This window comes from Dictyobacter sp. Z7_2, assembly GCF_057551105.1.
Map to the genome: position 1 here is coordinate 2,401,455 of NZ_BAAJPE010000001.1, position 17,973 is coordinate 2,419,427.

A 17,973-nucleotide genomic window follows, 5' to 3' on the forward strand; every position below is an offset into this window, starting at 1 on the left:
TGCATGCATCAGCCTTTTCATTCCACTCTTGCACGTTGCGTACTCTGGGCGTAGTACATGATGGCATCAACAGCGCGCCTGGCTCCGCCTGCCTGGTAGATCTCCTGTTGTATTTCCTGTGTGCGGGCGCGGAAGTTGAGATCACTGGCAACCTGTTCGACAGTAGCACGGAGTGTCTCCACGCTCAGTGTCTCGCTATCGAGAGCCAGACCCAGACCGAGTTCCTGGACGCGGCGAGCAGTCATCTCCTGCTCGCTCATCTGTGGCACCACAACGAGCGGTACGCCAAACGAGAGGCTTTCCATCGTACTATTCATCCCGCCATGGCTCACAAACACATCTACACGCGGGAGCACTTCCAGTTGTGGGACATGTGGCGAGATGATAAAGTTGGCAGGAGTTTCTTTGAGTCCCGCAGGATCGATGTTTTGACCAAATGCGAGTAACACCTGCCACTTGCTCTGTGCGAAGGCGTCGAAGCACAGGTTATAGAACTCGATCTGATTATTGAAGGCTGTTCCCAATGAGATGTAAAGCAGTGGATGTTTGTCCAGGCTGTCCAGTGGGAAGTCACCGCTATAATAGCGATGCGTCTGCAATGAAGGGCCGACAAAGAGGTAGCGTTGCTCATCCAGATTCTCCTCTCCCGGCTGAAAGGAGCGAGGCAGGAAAGCGATGTTTAGATCGGCTCGTTCCAGGAGTAGCTCTAGTATCGTGAAATGAGGTAACTGGTACATGTCGCATAGACGAACTAGATCTTGATTAAGGGGAGCGAGAAGCTGCTCTCGACTGTCTTCTTGCATCTCCTCGAAAATGTTGTTGAGTACATACGTTGGGTTCAGAGCGACAGCAGGAATATCCAGAATCAGGCTCAGAAAAATTGCCGGAAGAAACATGCGATCATAGAGAATGTAATCAATCTGCTCTGCTCGTACCTCTGGGAGAAGTTGGGGTAAGACATTGAAGCATTCTTGTATCATCCGATGCATCCTGCGCATAGGTATCCCGCTTGGGTTTTCTTTTTTGTTGGACTGAGTGGATGGTGCGCCTGCATGCATAGTAGTATTGTGGAGGCGGAAGGTTGCTCCTGTTGCCTCCACGACGGAACGGAATGTTTCAGGGAGGTAATAGATGACCTGCTCCCCACGGGCAACCAGTTCCTGGGCAAGCGCCAGTGTTGGATTGACATGGCCGTGAGCAGGAGGAGAAAACAATGCGTACGTTGCCATAAAAAAAATCCTTTCTCTTTCTTGACAGCTAAAGTTTTGGGCGATGCGTGATCATCACCGTCCTGTTTGGACTATGCATAGTCTATAGCAGAGAAAGAGCAGCACCTTCCTCCCAAAGGAGCATTATAAGGAGTATTTCTGCGAGGTTAGAGTAATTGAAGCTCGCGAGCACGAGCAACTGCCTGTGCGCGATTGGTCACGGTGAGTTTGATCAGAAGATGCTTCACATGGCGTTTCACCGTGTTGAGACTGATCGTCAGACGATCTGCAATCTGCTGATTAGAAAGGCCCTCCGCTAGGAGCATGAGTACTTCTTGTTCCCGAGAGCTCAAGCGCTCAGGTAGCGGCTGGTGCCGCGTTGCGTGTAGGGTATCGAGTAATACAGGCTGAACGGGTGTGATCGCCGTTTGCAGCTGTTGCAGATAGGCTGCTGAGATTGTTGTGTATGGCGCGATTTGCGCGAGCAAGCGTGCCATCGGCTGGCCTTCGTCAGCAAACAAGCGCACATACCCTTCTGCTTGAGTCTGAGCCAGCACGAGTTCGAGTGTGCGGAGCGCCTGTTTGATTCTCCCTTGCGCCTGTAGGACGAGTGCCAGAAGCATCTGGACCTCTATGGCCCATCCATAAAAGCCCTTGGCTGCCGTGATGCTGCGCAGGCGTCCTAACAACATACCTGCCTGAGCAAGAGCAGATGGGCTTTGCTGGTCACGTCCGCGTGCCAGCAACACACGTGCCAGCGTCATATAAGCAATATAATCTCTGTTCGAAAGCCGAGAGGGCAATGGATCATCAAAGAGGAAGCCGCACGTTTTTTCCCAGTGCTCAACCAATTCCCCCTGGCCACACATGAGTGCCAGACGTACCAGAATCGTGCTTGTAAATATGTCCATGTGTGCTGGGAGAGGGGGACGTGTGATAAAGTGAACGGTAATTTCGCTGGTGCTATTTTTTCTCTGAGCTGGAAGCTGTTGAAGCTTTGCATGTGCTCCTTCTGCCAGCTTGAACAATTGCTGGACTTGCTCTTCGTTGTTTTGTGCTCTTGCCACACGTATCTGAACCCAGAAACTCAACAGATGGAAAACAAGAGGGCTTGTATCCATCTGTGACGTCTGTTCCAGTGCCAGCCGTGCTTTAGTTCCAGCTTCCGAGAGGTAATTCCATTCATATAACAAGGTAGCAGAGCGTATCTGGAGGAGCGTCAGAAACAATGGCGCCGGATCACCACGTTGAGCAAGTATCTGCAACAGGTCATCATGGAGCCTCCCAAGTGCATGCAGGCGTCCCTGAGATTCATACAGGTCTGCCAGGCTCCGAATTGCAAAGAGATTGAGGGGAGAAGCGGCGCTGATTTCACCAGAGTGGTCGATTTCCAGGAGTGCCCGTTCGGCAGCTCCCAGGTTTCCACTTGCAAGATAGGCAGTCCCAAGGATCGCCTGTCGACCTACTACAATGAGCTGGCTCAAAGCATTTTCAAGATGGGAGTGCACGAGTGAAGTCTGAGACGCGAGTGAGATCGCTCGTGAGATATCACCTTGATTTAGCGCCAGCACGGCTTGCAAAAGAGAAAGTCCATATTGAAGATCACTCCCGTAGATGGAAGTATCCTGCGTCTGCTCCTGGATCTGCCGGTCGAGGTACTCAATCAGAGTCTCCACGAAATTTTCCGTTGTATGTTGTATGCGCATCAGTTGTGCCCCGCTTGGGACCGCTGTGCGTGTGTCTTCTGGTACATGTGGTGGATCGCTAAAAATGCGCATCACCTGAGTCCAGATTGTAGCCACTGAGAGGAGCGGAGAGCTGGTGATCAATGCGGGCGGGAGTTGCGCCAGCCATTGCTTTATGCGCAGAAACTTTCCCTGCTTGAGGAGCTGTGGTACCAGTTGTTCTAAGAGCATTGCCGCGTGCGAGAGTTCTCCCGCCAGAAGAGCATATTCATATGCTTCTTCTTTGTGCTGGTGCAGCTCATACCAATGGCATGCCTGACGATAGAGTTCAGGAAGCAGATCAGGTGATTGTATCCTCAGATGCGTGCGCAGCGCTTCGGCGAATAGAGGATGGTAACGATACCAGGTTTGCGTCTCGTCCAATGCACTGAGAAAGAGTTTCGCTTGTCGCACGCTTGCAAGCTGTGCTTTCCCATTTGTCTCGCCTGTAATCGCATCGCAGAGTGGTCCGCAGAGACGATCCAGGACGCTGGTTCGGAGCAGAAAACGCTGTATCTCAGGCGTCTGCTGCGCCAGGATTTCTTCGTTGACATACTCCAGGAGAAAACGATGCGAGCCAGCAGATGCTCGTAGAAACTCGGCAGCATTGGCATGTCCACGCAAGGCCAGGAGCAGTAATTGAACGCCCGTAATCCAGCCTTCAGTACGCTCTGCCAGCAAGCTTATTGCTTCGCTGGAGAGTGTAAGATCCATTGTCTCTCCAAATGCCTCTAACTCGGTGAGTGTAAAACACAGCTCCTTTTCACTCAGTTCGCATAATTGACTACGTGCACGCAGACGCGCCAGGGGCAACGGTGGATCAAAACGTGTTCCGATCATCAGATGGAGGTGGACTGGCAGATGGTCAAGCAGAAAATGGAGCATGGCATGAACCACGTCCTTGGTAATGAGATGGACATCATCCAGGATGATCACGACGTCTTGTTCAAGCAAGCCAGTAACATCGTTGAGAAGGTGGATTATTATCGTATCCCAGGAATGTAGAAGAGCAGCATGATTGATCTGCATCTCGGCGCCGATACGTGTATCCAGGCGAGCCAGTGCGGCCATAAAGTATGAAAGGAAGCGCGCAGGGTCATTAGCGGCTGCATCAAGCGTAAGCCAGGCCACTGAATGATCGGTCCTTGTCGCCCACTCTGCCAGTATCGTAGTTTTGCCCGAACCTGCGGGAGCTGAGACTACCGTCAATGATTGGTGTGCTGCCCGTTCCAGAAGATCAGTGAGACGCGGACGCATGACATGCTGCCTTGATAATGGTGGAACGTGCAGTTTAGTCAGCAGAACTGGATCACTATCAACAATTGCTGTATCGGCCGAAGGTACAACGACTGACCTATGCTCCCTTTCGCTGCCTCGTGTAAGTAGCTGGAACGTCGCTTCACGGAGGAGCGAAAGTGTCAAATGCTCTGATGTTCCCAGATAGCGCTTGAAAAGATGACCATGCATGCGGCGATATGCATACCAGTACCAACTGCCACGACCACTACTGGCACGCGATCTGCGTGCGGTGAAACTGCCTTCCTCACATTTGAAGGTGAAAGAGGTCGCGTTCTGCAACCAGGCAAACCATGAAGGAGTGCCAACGACAAGCGTCATCTGTCGACCAGATTGCTGATACACCAACGTTGTATCGAGAACCATCCCACGTGCAACGGATGACTTGTCCATGTCGCTTCTTTCGCTTAGAACAGGAGAAGGTTACTGAACAAAATAGCAAACTCTATGCACAATATTGTTCGTCTAACAGACCTGTCTCCTCTCAACAGTTACAGAACGGAGTATACCCATCGGAGGACTAAACGTCAATGCGCCTGGTAGAAGCAAAGAGTCTTTGATTAGTAGCCATTCAGGCAGGCTAGAAAGCAGGCTGTTGTTGCTTCAGCTTTTCCTGCTCTTTTCTCAAATTGTTCACTTCGGTCTCCAGCTTCTCAAACTGCTCGGTTGCCCCCTGGAAAAGCGTTGCCCATGGGATGGATGGCGAGGTTTCATCTTGAGAACTTCTCCATTTCTGTGCCCAGCAGTACATCGTTACCAGGACAACCTGGAAATCTTTCCCCTTTTCGGTTAAAGAATATTCTACAGTCACAGGCACCGTCGGAAACGCCTGACGGTGGAGGATCTGGTTGTGTTCTAGATGACGTAGCGTATCAGTTAATGCCTTCGTACTGATGGGATTTAATGTCCTTCGCAACTCATTAAAGCGTCGTGGACCAGTAGCCAGTTGTGTCAGAACAAGAAATGACCATTTCCCTCCCAGGACGTCCAGTGCTTCACGAGCCAGCGACAAGCATGTTTGTTCCTCTAATGGAATTTCCATCTTATTTTCCTTTAAGAGAGCAAGTTTACTTTTTGAAACAAGGTAAAAAAAAGGTGCCTACTTCACATTTTACACTACCCGTCCTACAATGACAAGCGAATAAAGTTGATTGTGAATAGGCCCACGTCAGCAACAGAATTCAGTTGACGTTCAGGCCCAGGAAAGGACAGCATTATGAACAACGCCATCATGAAAGCGGTACAGATCTATGCTTTTGGAGGACCAGAAGTCTTAACATACGAAGAAGTGCAGCGTCCTACACCAGGACCAGGCGAGGTTCTGCTTCGTGTTGCCGCTGCCGGAGTTAATCCCGCTGATTTGATAATTCGTAGCGGCTTTGCGGCCTATCCGGAGAGCCTTCGTCCTCCTTACCCTCCTCTCCCGCTTATTCTGGGCTTTGACGTCTCAGGGATCATCGAGAAAGTTGGACCAGGCGTTACCTCTTTTCAGCCAGGCGATGCGGTATATGGTATGACGCGCCTGGGGGAGACTTTTGTGGGAGGCAATGGCCCCTCCATTGGAGCATATGCAGAATATACCACGACTTTTGCCAGTAATCTGGTCCTCAAACCAGCAACCATCGATCATGCCCATACGGCAGCCATCCCAACAGCAGGGCTAACGGCCTGGCAAGCACTTTTTGAGTATGGGATGCTAGAAGCTGGACAAACTGTCCTGATTAACGGCGCCGCTGGTGGAGTTGGTCATCTGGCTGTACAGTTGGCAAAGGTCAGAGGGGCACAGGTTATCGGCGTGGCATCAGGACGCCACGAGAAGTTTCTACGCGAAATCGGTGTTGATCAATTCATTGACTACACGACCACGCCACTGGAACAAGCAGCCCATGAGGTCGATCTGGTCGTTGATACGGTAACTGCTCAGAAGGGTGATAGTCTGCTGAATATCCTCAAGCAAGGTGGAAGGCTGGTTCCAGTCTCTTCGAGTTATTACTCTGCTGAACGTGCAGCCGAAGCATCTATCACCATTGTGAGCGGCCTGGTGCAACATGATAGCGCACAATCGATCGAATTTGACAAGCTGATTGAAATTGGCAAACTGATCGATGCCGGGCGTGTGCAGGTTGTTCTTGAAAAGATAGTGCCTCTTTGGGAAGCGCGTCAGGCGCACGAGCATGGTGAGAGAGGGCATCTGCGTGGGAAAATTGTTTTGAGTGTCATAGAGTAACGTTTACCAAAGTTCGCTGTGTCCAATGTAAGACGGGATACGGCTAATCCCGTCTTACTGAATTCTGTATACAGTATAAGAGTAGAGGTGAACAGCTCTGGCTAGACTCGTCTCTGGCACACATAAATCATGTATGGAGAGGTGGCTGTCAGAGGTTCTTGCTGCCAGTTTCCATAACACGAACAGCTCTGGAATCCATTGTAGAAGAGTAAGGTTTCCATCTCCTGGGGAAAGACATAGCGCAGTGCTGAGCGATACTGCTTCTTCTCCCGGAGACCGTCTGGCGTGAGCCAGTGTTCAGTGAAGGTATAGTGTTGAATCTGCGTGATCGATTCGTACTCTGGGTGCTCTCTGAGAATATATTGCCTTCCATCGGACATGGTGTACGTCTGTGGTTCTGAAAAGCGAGCTTCAAAGAGATTGCGTGGCGAGGGATGGCGTGTGCTAAAGAGAAAGCGTCCTTCAGGTCGTAAATGTTCCCGCACGCGAGCAAGCAGGGCTTCCTGGTCCTCTCGCGTTAAAAAGTGCTGAAAGGCATTTCCCAGCATGTAGATGAATGAGAACTGCTTCTGGAGAGAGAAGGTACGTGCATCTGCCACGTCCCACTCAACTGAGACACCCTGTTTTGTCGCCTTCTGAGCGGCCAACTCGATCATCTCTGGAATAATATCAACTCCCGTGACCTGAAAACCTTGCTCCGCCATGCGAATGGCCATCGTTCCGGTTCCACAGGCAAGATCGAGTATAGGTCCGTCAAGCGAGCGAGCCAGCTGCACAGTCAATGGATAATCTTCATCATAGTCACCTTCTTCCAGCTCGTATGCCTGTGCATCTCGATACCCTTCCAGATACTCTGAATAGTCAATCATCCTTGAATCCTTTGTTCATTCGTTGTTCACCGCTAAATTAACAAAAATCAGGAATAGTATATCATGTAGATAGTGGTCTATCCAGACAGGATGGCCCCTTGTGTCAGGCGTCCAGGCCAGCTGCTACCGTGCGGCGAGTTGTGATATATAAGCTCGCTCTTCGGCTCCAAACCAGGGAGGATTTCCAGCATGCGCATTTTCTGTCATGCGTGTAGGCTTTGAGGTTGCTGGAATCGTGATCTGGCAGCGTGGGTCGCTCAAAATCCACTTTAAGAGGATCTGCGGCCATGTACTGACACCAAATTTTGTGAGAGGTGCGATCTCAGCTTCGGAAGGGACTTTACGGAGCAGCGATCCTTCTCCGAAGGGACGCATGACGATGATTCCCAGTCCGAGATCGGCCGCCAGAGGAAGAATAATACGTTCCACATCGCGCTCTTTTGGATTATAGGGGATCTGAATCGTTGTGATGCGTCCGGTCTTCATAATCGTGGCCAGTTCACCAAACGCGCCGGGACTATAATGCGTTGCTCCGATGGCGGTGATCTTCCTGGCATCTTTTAGATCTTCCAGGATAGGAAGGTGATGCTGCCAGTTGAGCACGTTATGAATCTGATAGAGATCAATATGACCGCCAAAAAATTGGAGCGCCTGCTCGATCTGCTGACGTCCTTCTTTCGCCGACGAGGTCCATACCTTCGTCGCCACCAGAGCGTCATCTCTTTTTCCCTCAAGGGATTTTCCCAGGACGCGCTCCGCTTGCCCATACATTGGAGAGGAGTCGAAGAAGTTTGCGCCTACCTCCAGAGCCTGATCGACGACCGAGCGTGCATTGGCTTCAAAGTTTTTCCCGCTTCCATCAAAGGTGCGCCAGGTACCCATTCCAATGACAGGCACCTCAAGTCCTGAATTCCCCAGACTTCTTTTCTCCATGTTTTACTCCCGATCTGTGGTACAGAGAACGTTCTTCACCTCGTTGTATTTGTCTGGCTTTTCTTCTTTTTTCAAAATCCTTTAAGACTAAGACAAATCCATAAAAGCCAAGCCCAAGCATGAATAGAACGAAGATTATTCCGACGATGTCTCCTATCCAGCCATCCATAATGGTTGCAAAGAGCCTGCTTGCTGTATCAAGCCATGCACTATATTCTAGCATTCCAAAGCATGTCATAAATAGGCCAAATATGATCTGGTACTGCTTCCACCATGGCACGGACTCTCCCTTTAGTCGTTTGGCTGTACGTGTCAGTTGGATGCCTACATAGATATTAAATACTCCTACGAGGATGAGCACAATGCTGAGCGCTAGAGATCGATATTCCTGGAAATAGAAAAATGTTAGCCCGGGAGAAAGTGTTATTAGTAGGACCAGAGCAATAATAATGTATGTCCTCATCTTTGATCTTTTCTTCATGCTGCAATCTTCCCTGTTTGTAGTTGAGATTTCTTTCTCTGATATTAAAATAGTTATATACTATACTTATACGTTTTATTCTCTATATAAAGATCTAGAAAGATGTATGATTTGCTCCCTTGACAGTCGAGCACGTGTATGATACAAATTGAGACAATTAGATTGGTTGCAATCAAAGGGGAACAGTAAATCCTTACGTGTGCGTGCAGAGAGAAGCTTTTGATGCGCTGAGAGAGGCTTCCGCAAGCGTGATTGAACCCACCCCTGAGCAAAGATGCGATGAGTATCTCGGGACTCGCCCGTTACCAGAGCAATGAGCGCACTGCGTCAGGATGCTGGGATCGTAAAGATGCTGTTCCGGCGTGTGCGGATGAAGGTGGTACCGCGAAAGCACGTTCTTTCGCCCTTTGGGGGTGAGAGGACGTTTTTTTATGCGTTGGAATGGAGGATATCAGCGATGGATCAAAGGGGAGCATATCGTATAGCTTTTCTCGGGGCTGGCTCTATGAGTGAAGCTATGATCAAAGGTATACTGGCGGCTGGATTATTGCCAGCGGAAAGCATCACGATCTGCAATCGGAGCAAGCGCGAGCGCCTGGTTGAGCTTGAGCAGCGCTATGGTGTGCGCAGCAGTCAGGATAAGCGTGCAGCTTGTGCTCAAGCTGATCTTGTGATCCTGGCGATGAAGCCGTTTGATCTGGGATTAGCCCTGCAAGAGGTGTCATCCGTGCTAGCGGAGCGCCAGATTATTATCTCGGTGGCGGCCGGAGTTCCCACGGGAAGCATCGAGGGACTCGTGGGAGTGTCTGTGCCGGTGATCCGTGCGATGCCTAATACCTCAAGCGCGGTGCAGGCCTCGGCAACGGCGCTGTGCGCTGGACGTTGGGCGACGTCGGAGCATATGGATCTGGCGCAGCAACTTTTCTCAGCCAGCGGCCTGTCAGTGGTGGTCGAGGAGCGTCATATGGATGCTGTCACTGGACTGTCCGGCACGGGACCTGCCTACTTCTATTACGTGGTGGAGGCTCTGCTCAATGCTGGACTGTCCTGCGGGCTGCCTGCCGAGACGTGTCGGACTTTGCTGGTGCAGACGCTCTATGGAGCTGCCAGGATGTTACAGGAGTCGGATAAAGATCCAGCCGAGTTGCGCCGTCAGGTCACATCGCCCAATGGGACAACAATGGCCGGGATCGCGGTACTTGATCTGGGCGATGGACAGCGACTATTCTTGCGGGCGGTACAAGCGGCGACGCAGCGAGCGGCTGAGTTGGGAGCATTATTTGAGCACGTCCCTGACGTATCTGCAGTTCAGGCATCAGGATCTCATGTGAGTACGAAATAGGATCATTTGTCATCCGAGACGTTCATGGCTTTGACGATGGCTTTTTAGGGCATTCGTTGCACCATCCGGGATGAAATTGTCATTTTAGCGGCGAAGAGAGGAAGCGAAATATGCGTACAGAAGACTTGTTGCGCTTTGAAAAAGAGCATGGTGCACGAAATTACACGCCATTGGATGTAGTTCTGACGCGAGGCGAAGGTGTCTGGGTCTACGATGTGGAGGGCAAGCGTTATCTTGATGGGCTTAGTGCCTATTCTGCCCTCAATCATGGACACTGTCATCCCCGCCTGGTGCGCGCTCTGACTGCCCAGGCTCAGCGGCTAACATTAGCTTCAAGAGCGTTTCATACCGATCAATATGCTCTACTTCTGGAGCGCTTAACCCGTCTGACTGGTTACGATGCGGCACTCCTGATGAATACCGGCGTAGAGGCCGTCGAAACGGCGATCAAGCTGGCGCGCAAGTGGGCGTACACGGTCAAAGGCGTTGCTGCAAACAAGGCAGAAATCATCGTGGCGCAGGACAATTTTCATGGGCGAACGGTGACGGCACTTTCCTTCTCCTCTGAACGTCTGTATCGTGAATACTTTGGTCCCTACACGCCCGGCTTTGTAATCGTCCCCTATGGAGACAGTCAAGCGCTTGAAGCAGCCATTACTCCACACACGGCAGCCATACTGATCGAGCCGATTCAGGGAGAAGCCGGCGTGATCATTCCTCCGCGAGGATATCTCCAGGATGCCAGAAGACTCTGCTCTCAGCACAATGCTCTCTTGCTGGTCGACGAGATCCAGACCGGGCTGGGACGCACGGGCCTGCTCTTTGCCCATCAATATGAGCAGATCCAGCCTGATATCACCATTATCGGCAAAGCGCTTGGGGGAGGAATGTATCCAGTCAGCGCCATCCTGGCGAACCGGGCGCTCATGGATGTATTCCAGCCTGGCGAACATGGCTCAACCTTTGGAGGAAATCCTTTAGGGGCTGCCGTGGCGATTGAGGCACTCGATGTGCTGGTCGATGAGCAATTGATCGAGCGCTCGGCACAGCTGGGACAAATTATCCTCGACAAGTTACAGGCGCATCTCCAGACGATGCCCCTCGTAAATGAGGTGCGTGGCAAAGGATTGTTGATCGGCATCGAATTGTTCCCTGAAGCCGGTGGCGCACGCCGCTATTGTGAGCAACTCAAAGAGCAGGGGCTCCTCTGCAAGGAGACACATGAAAATGTCATTCGCTTTGCGCCGCCGCTCATTATTGATCAGGAAACTGCCGATTGGGCTGTTGATATTATTATTCGTAACCTGCAATAACGTCGTATACTTTGGATATAAGCTTCGTAATCCGCTTGATTTCTTTAAGGAGGGATACAAATAATGTCTGCGATGAATATGAATATAGGAACGCTGCAATCGGTACAAGTTGGGACTCCCCAACACTATGATACGCTGCAAACATCTTTTGTGCGCTTGCCGAGTGCTCAGCCGCGCTGGCTTTACATAACGCATCTTGATGGCAGCCAGCAGGCAGATACAAAGAATCATGGCCAACTGGATCAAGCTGTGCTTATGTATGCGGCCAGCCATTATCCGCTCTGGCAGGAGGAGTTTCCTCATTCTGAGATTGGTCCCGGCGGTTTCGCCGAAAACTTTACTGTGGATGGCTTGACCGAGGATATCGTCTGTATCGGCGATGTGTATGCGCTTGGTGAGGCTCGTATTCAGGTAGCTGGTGCGCGTTATCCATGCACAAAAATCGAGAAGCGCTGGAACCTCACAGGGCTGACAGCCCGTGTCGCAGAGACTGGACGCACTGGATGGTATTGTAGCGTCTTGCAAGAAGGGATGATCGAACCGGGCATGGTTGTTAAACGTATTGAGCATCCATACCCGGATTGTACCATTGCCTTGATTAACAAGGTCGCACATTCTCGCACGATTGATCGGGAGGCTGCCAGCATGCTTGTTGCCTGTCCACTCCTCAACGACTGGTGGAAAGAATTAATTATGCGACGCGTCGATGGAAAATAGCGTTCTCTATAGATGCATTTTTCAATCCCGACCCAACAATTTGCAAGATAGACAGTGTTCTCGAACATTGTCTATCTTGCAAATTGCTTTGATGCATCATCGATACTTACCTCTTGTTCACTGATGACCTCTAAACGATACTAAAACGATATATATTACAATTTTTCCCATGATATAATGAAACAATGTATTAGATTAATACATAAAATCTATAAAATAGCCTAAAATATAATTAAAGGAGCAAGATATTATATGTATCAAGGAGGAGAATCCTCTCATAAACCTCTTGAACGTTCCTCTTTGTCCGATACTAATCGCCCTGTTGTACTTGATGCTGTACGTGCACAAGCTGAGCAGGCAAAACATAGATCGGATGGAAGCCAAAAAATCGAGGATTTCTATCGTGAAAAGGATATCAAAGCCCTGAATGAGAGCCAAATTCAGGAGAAGAATAGGCACTTTGGGGAAGTCTTACCTTTATCTCACCAGAAACTATTTTCCAGATTGTACAATTTCAAAGGTAACCATTGAGAAGGACCCACGGTCTTATCCAATACGTTTACTAAGATTTCAGCTTGAACCATCTGAATAAGAGATTATCTTTGTTTTGTTTCTAGTGATATGATATGTGTTCCCATTGGCATTATGTGGCAGGCAGCTGTCTCTTACTATTTATAGGACATCCCTGGATACGATGCTACTGGTGCGTTGCACCGAGATTTTCTGTGAGTTTGCGTAGACTCCCTAGTAGCTGGATGTATTCGTCTAGATCGAAGCCATATTTGCGACCAATCTCGAACGGAATGCTACCAGCCTCTTTTTTTAATGCTTCGCCTTCAGCAGTGAGAGATACATCTACTACACGCTCATCATTGGCGCGGCGTTGTCGTTTGATGAAGCCGCTGGCCTCCAGGCGTTTGAGGAGAGGTGAAAGGGTGCTTGAGTCGAGATGTAAAATTGCTCCCAGGTCTTTGATGGAACTCTGATGATGTTCCCAGAGGACCAATAGTACGAGATATTGTGGATAGGTCAACCCGAGCTTGTCCAGCAGCGGCCGGTAGGCGTCTGTGACGGCTCGTGAGGTGGCGTAGAGAGCAAAACAGAGCATATCATTAATCCTGGCTGCCTCGTCCTGATCTGGTATATTGATAGTATTCATTTTAGAAATGCTCCCCTTCTGACTGATGACGAAACAACACCTGCTCTCTCACTTCTACAACTAATTGATTAAAATTGTATAGCATACGATTAAATGGATGTCAAGGTAGGCTTTCATACTCTTACGTTCTCGCGCTTCCACTCTTGACAATTTTCTTTGTGTGTGCTATAAAATAGATATAAATTAATTTGTACACAAATTAATTTGGCAGGAATAGCCTCTCTTGAAGAGTGTGTTTATTTTGTCATCTGTATCGTTATAAATTAGGTGAGGAAGCAGTACGATGAGCACAGAAAACGTTCAAACCTCGGTCAAAGGTGGTAAGATAGCAGTAGGTGATCAGGCTCCAGATTTTACTCTGTCCACCCAGAGCGGCTCGCCTGTCAGCTTGCATGATTTTCTTAATCAAAAGGCCGTGGTGCTGTATTTTTATCCAAAGGACGATTCCACTGGCTGTACTGCGGAGGCATGCGCTTTTCGCGACAGTTATGAGGTCTTTAAGGACGCTGGCGCTGAAGTTATTGGTATTAGCTCGGACTCAGAAGCTTCGCATCAGCATTTTGCCGGCAAGCATAAGCTACCTTTTATCCTGGCGAGTGATCCTAAGGGGGCCACGAGAAAGCTCTATGGAGTGGCCAATAAATTTGGTATCATACCGGGACGCGTCACTTATATTATTGACAAGCAAGGTATTGTACGCCACATTTTTTCATCAATGACAGCTCTGGAGAAGCATATCACTGAATCCCTGAAAACCATTCAAATGTTGAATGGCCAGCAGGCATAAGCGTTGTGTTTCTACGGTATCACGCATGCGTACGACGCGGAATCGAGTAAATACATGTCAAAAACATACGGAGTCATTATCATCGGCTCAGGGCCAGCGGGCTATACCGCCGCCATCTACGCTGCGCGTGCCAATCTCTCTGTCCTGATGTTACAAGGTTATCAGGTTGGCGGGCAGCTGATGCTCACCAGCGAGGTCGAGAACTTCCCTGGCTTTGAGGCAGGCGTGATGGGTCCTGATATCATGGAGAAGTTTGAGGCGCAGGCGCGTAAATTCGGTGCAGAAGTGATCCCAGAGGACGTGATTGAGGTTGATTTCAGCCAGCATCCCTTCACACTCAAGACGGATAGCACTGAATACAAGGCGCTCAGCGTGATTATCTCGACCGGTGCCAGCGCGAAATGGCTGAACCTGCCGAATGAGAAGCGTCTCCAGGGACGTGGCGTGACGGCTTGCGCAACCTGTGATGGTTTCTTCTTTAAGAATAAAAATGTGGTGGTGATCGGTGGTGGCGATACTGCGATGGAAGAAGCTACCTTCCTGACGCGGTACGCCAGTCATGTGACCATCATTCATCGCCGAGATGCATTTCGCTCCAGTCGTATCATGGAGGATCGTGCTCGCAAAAATGAGAAGATCAGCTTCTTAATGAATAGCGAGGTTATCGATGTACGCGGCGATGAGGCGGTCACTGGTGTCGTCGTGCGCGACGTGACGACTGGAGTCGAGAGCACACTACCGATCGAAGGCGTCTTTCTGGCGATTGGACATCAGCCCAACACCGAGCTCTTCAAAGGCGTCCTCGATCTGGATGAGACTGGTTACATTCTCCAGCGAGAGCACACGATGACTAATGTGCCAGGAGTTTTCGCAGCTGGCGACGTGACGGATCATCGTTATCGCCAGGCGATCACCGCCGCCGGCGATGGTTGTCGTGCTGCCCTCGATGTCGAACATTGGCTGGCCGATCAGGGACTGGATGTCAGTATCGAAAGCTGGGACTAAATTTCATTCTATAAAAAAATCCCCTTCCTTTGCTTACAAGCGAGGAAGGGGATTTTTTTTATCTCGTTAGCCTTGACAAGGCTGATAGCTACATATTGGTGTTATACGCGAGTTCGGCTACCAGAGATCGCACGCAGGATGGCGATCAGGACACACGCACCGATGAAGGCGATAATAATCTCTCCAATAAGGCTGGACGAACCAAGACCAAGCAAGCTGGCCAGGAAACCACCAAGTAATGCGCCAACCAGTCCAACGACGATATCGCCGACGATACCATAACCACCACCACGCATGACCATGCCTGCCAGTGCGCCAGCGATCAGGCCCACGACCAACCACCAGAGGACTGAGGATAGAGCGACATCACCTAAAGCCAGTGTTGCAAAAGTTAACATAATCGTAACTCCTTCTTTCATCAAAACGGTAAAATGTATGATTGCGCTGTAAAAAAATCATTGAGTTTGGGAGAAGTTCTTGTTTTCTCCGTTCTGAGTAGTATACGAGAGCCGAAATGAGAAAGGATACATATTTAGCAGGAGGAGCAACAAGACTAATCAACTCTTAAAGTTGCTTTAAGCGTTCTAAGCTTTGCTCTGTCAAGCTTAGAAATCCCTGAGCCAAAGTAGCGTCGTACCCTTGGGTACGATGTTCCAGTAACTCGTACGATACTGCTTGGTTTCGGGGCGCAACGCTTGCGTGCCTGATCGTACGTCGAGTGGAACATCGTACCCAAGGGTACGACGCTACTTTGGGTTGAAGTGGAATGTTTGTAATATGGGCAAGAAATACGCGCTCATATAATGATCAAAGTTGCCGGGAGCGCCGTCGGCGTGCAGCACAAAGTAAGGGATATGCTGAGCCGCCATGGGATTCTTTGCCACCCAGCCCATAATCTCAAGCTGCTGACCCGTAACTTGATCTGTGCGTAGCGCCTTCCCCTGCTGCCAGACAATCCCATGGACCTTGATTGTTGGTGAGCCAGCAAGCAGTTGGCTTCCGGGAATGTTTGTCAGGAGATGATTGAGGATAGTGACCGGTGAGGTCTGATCCTGGCTGGGATAGACGTGGAAGGCATAGGCATTCGTTGCATCGGTAAAGTAATCTCCCTGATAATTGCCGGCGTTTGTGGTGTTGGTATTGAACTGCCATGTGAGTGGATAATCTATTGTGTAGCCATCGCCAATGTATGTCTTCATGCTTGCATTTGTAGGCGTTGCTTGCCTCTGCGTATCATTTGTCTTGCTCGTGTCGATTATATTGGCCCCGGCTGGAGGAGCTGTCGGTAGTTTACAGCTCATGAGAACACATGCCAGCGCACATAGGCAGATAGGAGAGAAAAATAATTGAAATACCTGCTTTTTCATCACACCCAACCTCCATCCATGTCACCTGATGCTACCCTAAAAGTTTACATATAGCACCAGATACTTTCTCATTAAGAGAATCAACTCTACTATATATTACATGTTAAAGCTATTTTAACCACGCAATAGCTTACTAACTTTATTGTAACATATCTTTTTGATATTTTTCTGTAACAAGATTGTTTTTGTAAAAGTTTCACTACAAACTGTCCCCAGTACCATCTTGAATGTATCTTTTTGTACTATTAACATATATTCCATTCGAACTTTGTTCGTCTACAAACATAGTGCATAAATATTAGTAGGAGATATATGTTAAAACGTAAAAGTGTCTTAATTTGGGCAACTCCACTACTTGTTTTACTGGTAGTTGCAAGCATATTTTTCACAAGAGGAGTATTCGCTAGTAATAATCCTTTTACACCAAAAGTATCTACTAGCCAGACAAAATGCAAGCCTGGAATGACCCAGAATAATCGTTTTCATTGTACAAAAGTGACTCCCACGGCGTCGACAGTCGTTAAAGTGACTCCCACGGTTGTGACGACTCCAGTGACCAAAGCCACTGCTACTCCTATCGTAACGGCGACTCCCAAAGTGACTCCCACCGCGACATCGATAGCTAATGTAACGCCGACCGCCACCAGTGGCTCGCCTACCACTGGGCCTGTTCCCTGTCCAAGTTGCTGGCATCCAGCCGTGAATATCACCATGCAGTGGCAGTTGCAGGGAACGGTTGACCAATCCTATTCAGCAACTCTCTATGACATTGACATGTTTGATAATTCAGCGGCAGTGGTTACATCTTTGCATAATGCTGGCCACAAGGTAGCCTGCTATGTTGATGCAGGGACCTGGGAGAATTGGCGTTCGGATGCTGCGCAATTTCCCGCATCGGTAAAAGGTGCATCCAACGGATGGCCTGGTGAGGTCTGGCTTGATATCCGCCAGATTTCGGTGCTTGCCCCCATTCTACAAGCCCGTATGGATCAATGTAAATCAAAGGGTTTTGACGCCATCGAGTTTGACAATGTCGATGGTTATACCAATAAGAGTGGCTTCTCGCTATCTGCAAACGATCAGCTGACTTTTAATGAATGGTTAGCCAATCAGGCTCATATGCGAGGACTCTCAGTTGCGTTGAAAAATGATGGCGATCAAATTAAGACGCTTCTGCCCTATTTCGACTGGGACCTGGAAGAGCAATGTTTTGAGTTTGAGGAGTGTGATATGCTTAAACCTTTTGTCGCTGCTGGCAAGCCGGTAATGGATGTTGAGTACAATCTTGCTACGTCAGCATTTTGTCCGCAAGCTAATGCGATGAATATCAATGCTCAGAAAAAATCCATTGATTTAGATCCTCCTCGTACTCTTTGCCGCTAAAGCAGAGACCAACGTCTCTAATTTAGAGTAAAAATAAACAGATTCTACATCTTCTAGCCTCTATATGCTAAGATGTTAGAATCTGTTTTGCTTTATGGCATTCAGCATTGTGCTTTGCAGACAGTGCCTACTATGTATGTATCGCTTGCAGTCAGTACCTGA

18 protein-coding genes are annotated in these 17,973 nt (G+C 49.3%); 9 read left to right on the forward strand and 9 right to left on the reverse strand.

All coding sequences use genetic code 11. The features are described 5' to 3' along the window. Window positions 1-17: 17 nt before the first annotated feature. From AC27N8_RS09510 to AC27N8_RS09520, 3 genes are all read right to left on the reverse strand, one after another. The gene (locus AC27N8_RS09510) at window positions 18-1,229 is read right to left on the reverse strand and encodes a macrolide family glycosyltransferase (protein ID WP_487066317.1); all 1,212 of its coding nucleotides are present in this window, start codon (window positions 1,227-1,229) and stop codon (window positions 18-20) included. Window positions 1,230-1,375: 146 nt separating this feature from the next. Next, a complete protein-coding gene (locus AC27N8_RS09515) occupies window positions 1,376-4,621 on the reverse strand; it encodes a winged helix-turn-helix domain-containing protein (protein WP_487066319.1) in 3,246 nt (1,081 codons plus the stop codon). A 187-nt stretch (window positions 4,622-4,808) separates the two neighbouring features. Then, window positions 4,809-5,270 (reverse strand): winged helix-turn-helix transcriptional regulator, encoded by a 462-nt coding sequence (locus AC27N8_RS09520; protein WP_487066321.1) that lies wholly within the window; start codon window positions 5,268-5,270, stop codon window positions 4,809-4,811. Window positions 5,271-5,444: 174 nt separating this feature from the next. Between AC27N8_RS09520 and AC27N8_RS09525 the strand changes: the two genes are divergently transcribed. Further along, complete coding sequence (locus AC27N8_RS09525; protein WP_487066323.1) at window positions 5,445-6,455, forward strand: NADP-dependent oxidoreductase; 1,011 nt, start codon at window positions 5,445-5,447, stop codon at window positions 6,453-6,455. A gap of 101 nt (window positions 6,456-6,556) precedes the next feature. On the opposite strand, the gene AC27N8_RS09530 is transcribed toward AC27N8_RS09525, so the two are convergent. From AC27N8_RS09530 to AC27N8_RS09540, 3 genes are all read right to left on the reverse strand, one after another. After that, complete coding sequence (locus tag AC27N8_RS09530; protein ID WP_487066325.1) at window positions 6,557-7,324, reverse strand: class I SAM-dependent methyltransferase; 768 nt, start codon at window positions 7,322-7,324, stop codon at window positions 6,557-6,559. 123 nt (window positions 7,325-7,447) lie between these two features. Beyond that, entirely contained in the window at window positions 7,448-8,257 is an 810-nt protein-coding gene (locus tag AC27N8_RS09535; RefSeq protein WP_487066327.1) for an aldo/keto reductase, read from the reverse strand. Then, complete coding sequence (locus AC27N8_RS09540; protein WP_487066329.1) at window positions 8,223-8,738, reverse strand: hypothetical protein; 516 nt, start codon at window positions 8,736-8,738, stop codon at window positions 8,223-8,225. Before AC27N8_RS09540 ends, AC27N8_RS09535 begins: the two co-directional genes overlap by 35 nt. A gap of 279 nt (window positions 8,739-9,017) precedes the next feature. Here AC27N8_RS09540 and AC27N8_RS09545 point away from each other — a divergent pair, with 279 nt between their 5' ends. The 5 genes from AC27N8_RS09545 to AC27N8_RS09565 all read left to right on the forward strand — a co-directional run bounded on the left by AC27N8_RS09545 (window position 9,018) and on the right by AC27N8_RS09565 (window position 12,641). Continuing rightward, window positions 9,018-9,155: a hypothetical protein gene (locus AC27N8_RS09545; RefSeq protein WP_487066331.1), complete on the forward strand. Its 138-nt coding sequence runs from the start codon at window positions 9,018-9,020 to the stop codon at window positions 9,153-9,155. Window positions 9,156-9,195: 40 nt separating this feature from the next. Then, window positions 9,196-10,080 carry a pyrroline-5-carboxylate reductase gene (proC, locus tag AC27N8_RS09550; RefSeq protein WP_487066333.1) on the forward strand — a complete coding sequence of 295 codons (885 nt, stop codon included), beginning with the start codon at window positions 9,196-9,198 and terminating at the stop codon, window positions 10,078-10,080. A gap of 110 nt (window positions 10,081-10,190) precedes the next feature. Continuing rightward, complete coding sequence (gene rocD / locus AC27N8_RS09555; RefSeq protein WP_487066335.1) at window positions 10,191-11,393, forward strand: ornithine--oxo-acid transaminase; 1,203 nt, start codon at window positions 10,191-10,193, stop codon at window positions 11,391-11,393. A 63-nt stretch (window positions 11,394-11,456) separates the two neighbouring features. After that, on the forward strand, window positions 11,457-12,110 hold the full coding sequence (locus AC27N8_RS09560; protein ID WP_487066337.1) for an MOSC domain-containing protein: 654 nt from the start codon (window positions 11,457-11,459) through the stop codon (window positions 12,108-12,110). A 252-nt stretch (window positions 12,111-12,362) separates the two neighbouring features. Continuing rightward, a complete protein-coding gene (locus AC27N8_RS09565) occupies window positions 12,363-12,641 on the forward strand; it encodes a hypothetical protein (protein ID WP_487066339.1) in 279 nt (92 codons plus the stop codon). A 166-nt stretch (window positions 12,642-12,807) separates the two neighbouring features. Here AC27N8_RS09565 and AC27N8_RS09570 read toward each other — a convergent pair whose 3' ends face one another. Further along, complete coding sequence (locus tag AC27N8_RS09570; RefSeq protein ID WP_487066341.1) at window positions 12,808-13,269, reverse strand: MarR family winged helix-turn-helix transcriptional regulator; 462 nt, start codon at window positions 13,267-13,269, stop codon at window positions 12,808-12,810. A 283-nt stretch (window positions 13,270-13,552) separates the two neighbouring features. On the opposite strand from AC27N8_RS09570, the gene AC27N8_RS09575 reads away from it, so the two are divergent. Both AC27N8_RS09575 and trxB read left to right on the forward strand, forming a co-directional pair. Then, window positions 13,553-14,056, forward strand: a complete 504-nt coding sequence (locus AC27N8_RS09575; RefSeq protein WP_487066343.1) for a peroxiredoxin — start codon at window positions 13,553-13,555, stop codon at window positions 14,054-14,056. A gap of 54 nt (window positions 14,057-14,110) precedes the next feature. Then, a complete protein-coding gene (gene trxB / locus AC27N8_RS09580) occupies window positions 14,111-15,061 on the forward strand; it encodes a thioredoxin-disulfide reductase (protein ID WP_487066345.1) in 951 nt (316 codons plus the stop codon). Window positions 15,062-15,162: 101 nt separating this feature from the next. Here trxB and AC27N8_RS09585 read toward each other — a convergent pair whose 3' ends face one another. Then, on the reverse strand, window positions 15,163-15,459 hold the full coding sequence (locus AC27N8_RS09585; protein WP_487066347.1) for a GlsB/YeaQ/YmgE family stress response membrane protein: 297 nt from the start codon (window positions 15,457-15,459) through the stop codon (window positions 15,163-15,165). A gap of 348 nt (window positions 15,460-15,807) precedes the next feature. Beyond that, entirely contained in the window at window positions 15,808-16,428 is a 621-nt protein-coding gene (locus AC27N8_RS09590; protein WP_487066349.1) for a hypothetical protein, read from the reverse strand. Between the two features lie 462 nt (window positions 16,429-16,890). Between AC27N8_RS09590 and AC27N8_RS09595 the strand changes: the two genes are divergently transcribed. After that, window positions 16,891-17,811 carry an endo alpha-1,4 polygalactosaminidase gene (locus tag AC27N8_RS09595; RefSeq protein ID WP_487066351.1) on the forward strand — a complete coding sequence of 307 codons (921 nt, stop codon included), beginning with the start codon at window positions 16,891-16,893 and terminating at the stop codon, window positions 17,809-17,811. Window positions 17,812-17,973 lie beyond the last annotated feature (162 nt).

What these genes read in the sequence shown, in the direction of transcription:
- AC27N8_RS09545 (WP_487066331.1), top strand. Translation starts at nt 9,018, where the DNA reads ATGAGTATCTCGGGACTCGCCCGTTACCAGAGCAATGAGCGCACTGCG.
- AC27N8_RS09565 (WP_487066339.1), top strand. Translation starts at nt 12,363, where the DNA reads ATGTATCAAGGAGGAGAATCCTCTCATAAACCTCTTGAACGTTCCTCT.
- AC27N8_RS09525 (WP_487066323.1), top strand. Translation starts at nt 5,445, where the DNA reads ATGAACAACGCCATCATGAAAGCGGTACAGATCTATGCTTTTGGAGGA.
- AC27N8_RS09510 (WP_487066317.1), bottom strand. Translation starts at nt 1,229, where the DNA reads ATGGCAACGTACGCATTGTTTTCTCCTCCTGCTCACGGCCATGTCAAT.
- AC27N8_RS09595 (WP_487066351.1), top strand. Translation starts at nt 16,891, where the DNA reads ATGACCCAGAATAATCGTTTTCATTGTACAAAAGTGACTCCCACGGCG.
- AC27N8_RS09520 (WP_487066321.1), bottom strand. Translation starts at nt 5,270, where the DNA reads ATGGAAATTCCATTAGAGGAACAAACATGCTTGTCGCTGGCTCGTGAA.
- AC27N8_RS09575 (WP_487066343.1), top strand. Translation starts at nt 13,553, where the DNA reads ATGAGCACAGAAAACGTTCAAACCTCGGTCAAAGGTGGTAAGATAGCA.
- AC27N8_RS09590 (WP_487066349.1), bottom strand. Translation starts at nt 16,428, where the DNA reads ATGAAAAAGCAGGTATTTCAATTATTTTTCTCTCCTATCTGCCTATGT.
- AC27N8_RS09515 (WP_487066319.1), bottom strand. Translation starts at nt 4,621, where the DNA reads ATGGACAAGTCATCCGTTGCACGTGGGATGGTTCTCGATACAACGTTG.
- AC27N8_RS09535 (WP_487066327.1), bottom strand. Translation starts at nt 8,257, where the DNA reads ATGGAGAAAAGAAGTCTGGGGAATTCAGGACTTGAGGTGCCTGTCATT.
- AC27N8_RS09530 (WP_487066325.1), bottom strand. Translation starts at nt 7,324, where the DNA reads ATGATTGACTATTCAGAGTATCTGGAAGGGTATCGAGATGCACAGGCA.
- AC27N8_RS09570 (WP_487066341.1), bottom strand. Translation starts at nt 13,269, where the DNA reads ATGAATACTATCAATATACCAGATCAGGACGAGGCAGCCAGGATTAAT.
- AC27N8_RS09560 (WP_487066337.1), top strand. Translation starts at nt 11,457, where the DNA reads ATGTCTGCGATGAATATGAATATAGGAACGCTGCAATCGGTACAAGTT.
- rocD (WP_487066335.1), top strand. Translation starts at nt 10,191, where the DNA reads ATGCGTACAGAAGACTTGTTGCGCTTTGAAAAAGAGCATGGTGCACGA.
- proC (WP_487066333.1), top strand. Translation starts at nt 9,196, where the DNA reads ATGGATCAAAGGGGAGCATATCGTATAGCTTTTCTCGGGGCTGGCTCT.
- AC27N8_RS09540 (WP_487066329.1), bottom strand. Translation starts at nt 8,738, where the DNA reads ATGAAGAAAAGATCAAAGATGAGGACATACATTATTATTGCTCTGGTC.
- trxB (WP_487066345.1), top strand. Translation starts at nt 14,111, where the DNA reads ATGTCAAAAACATACGGAGTCATTATCATCGGCTCAGGGCCAGCGGGC.
- AC27N8_RS09585 (WP_487066347.1), bottom strand. Translation starts at nt 15,459, where the DNA reads ATGTTAACTTTTGCAACACTGGCTTTAGGTGATGTCGCTCTATCCTCA.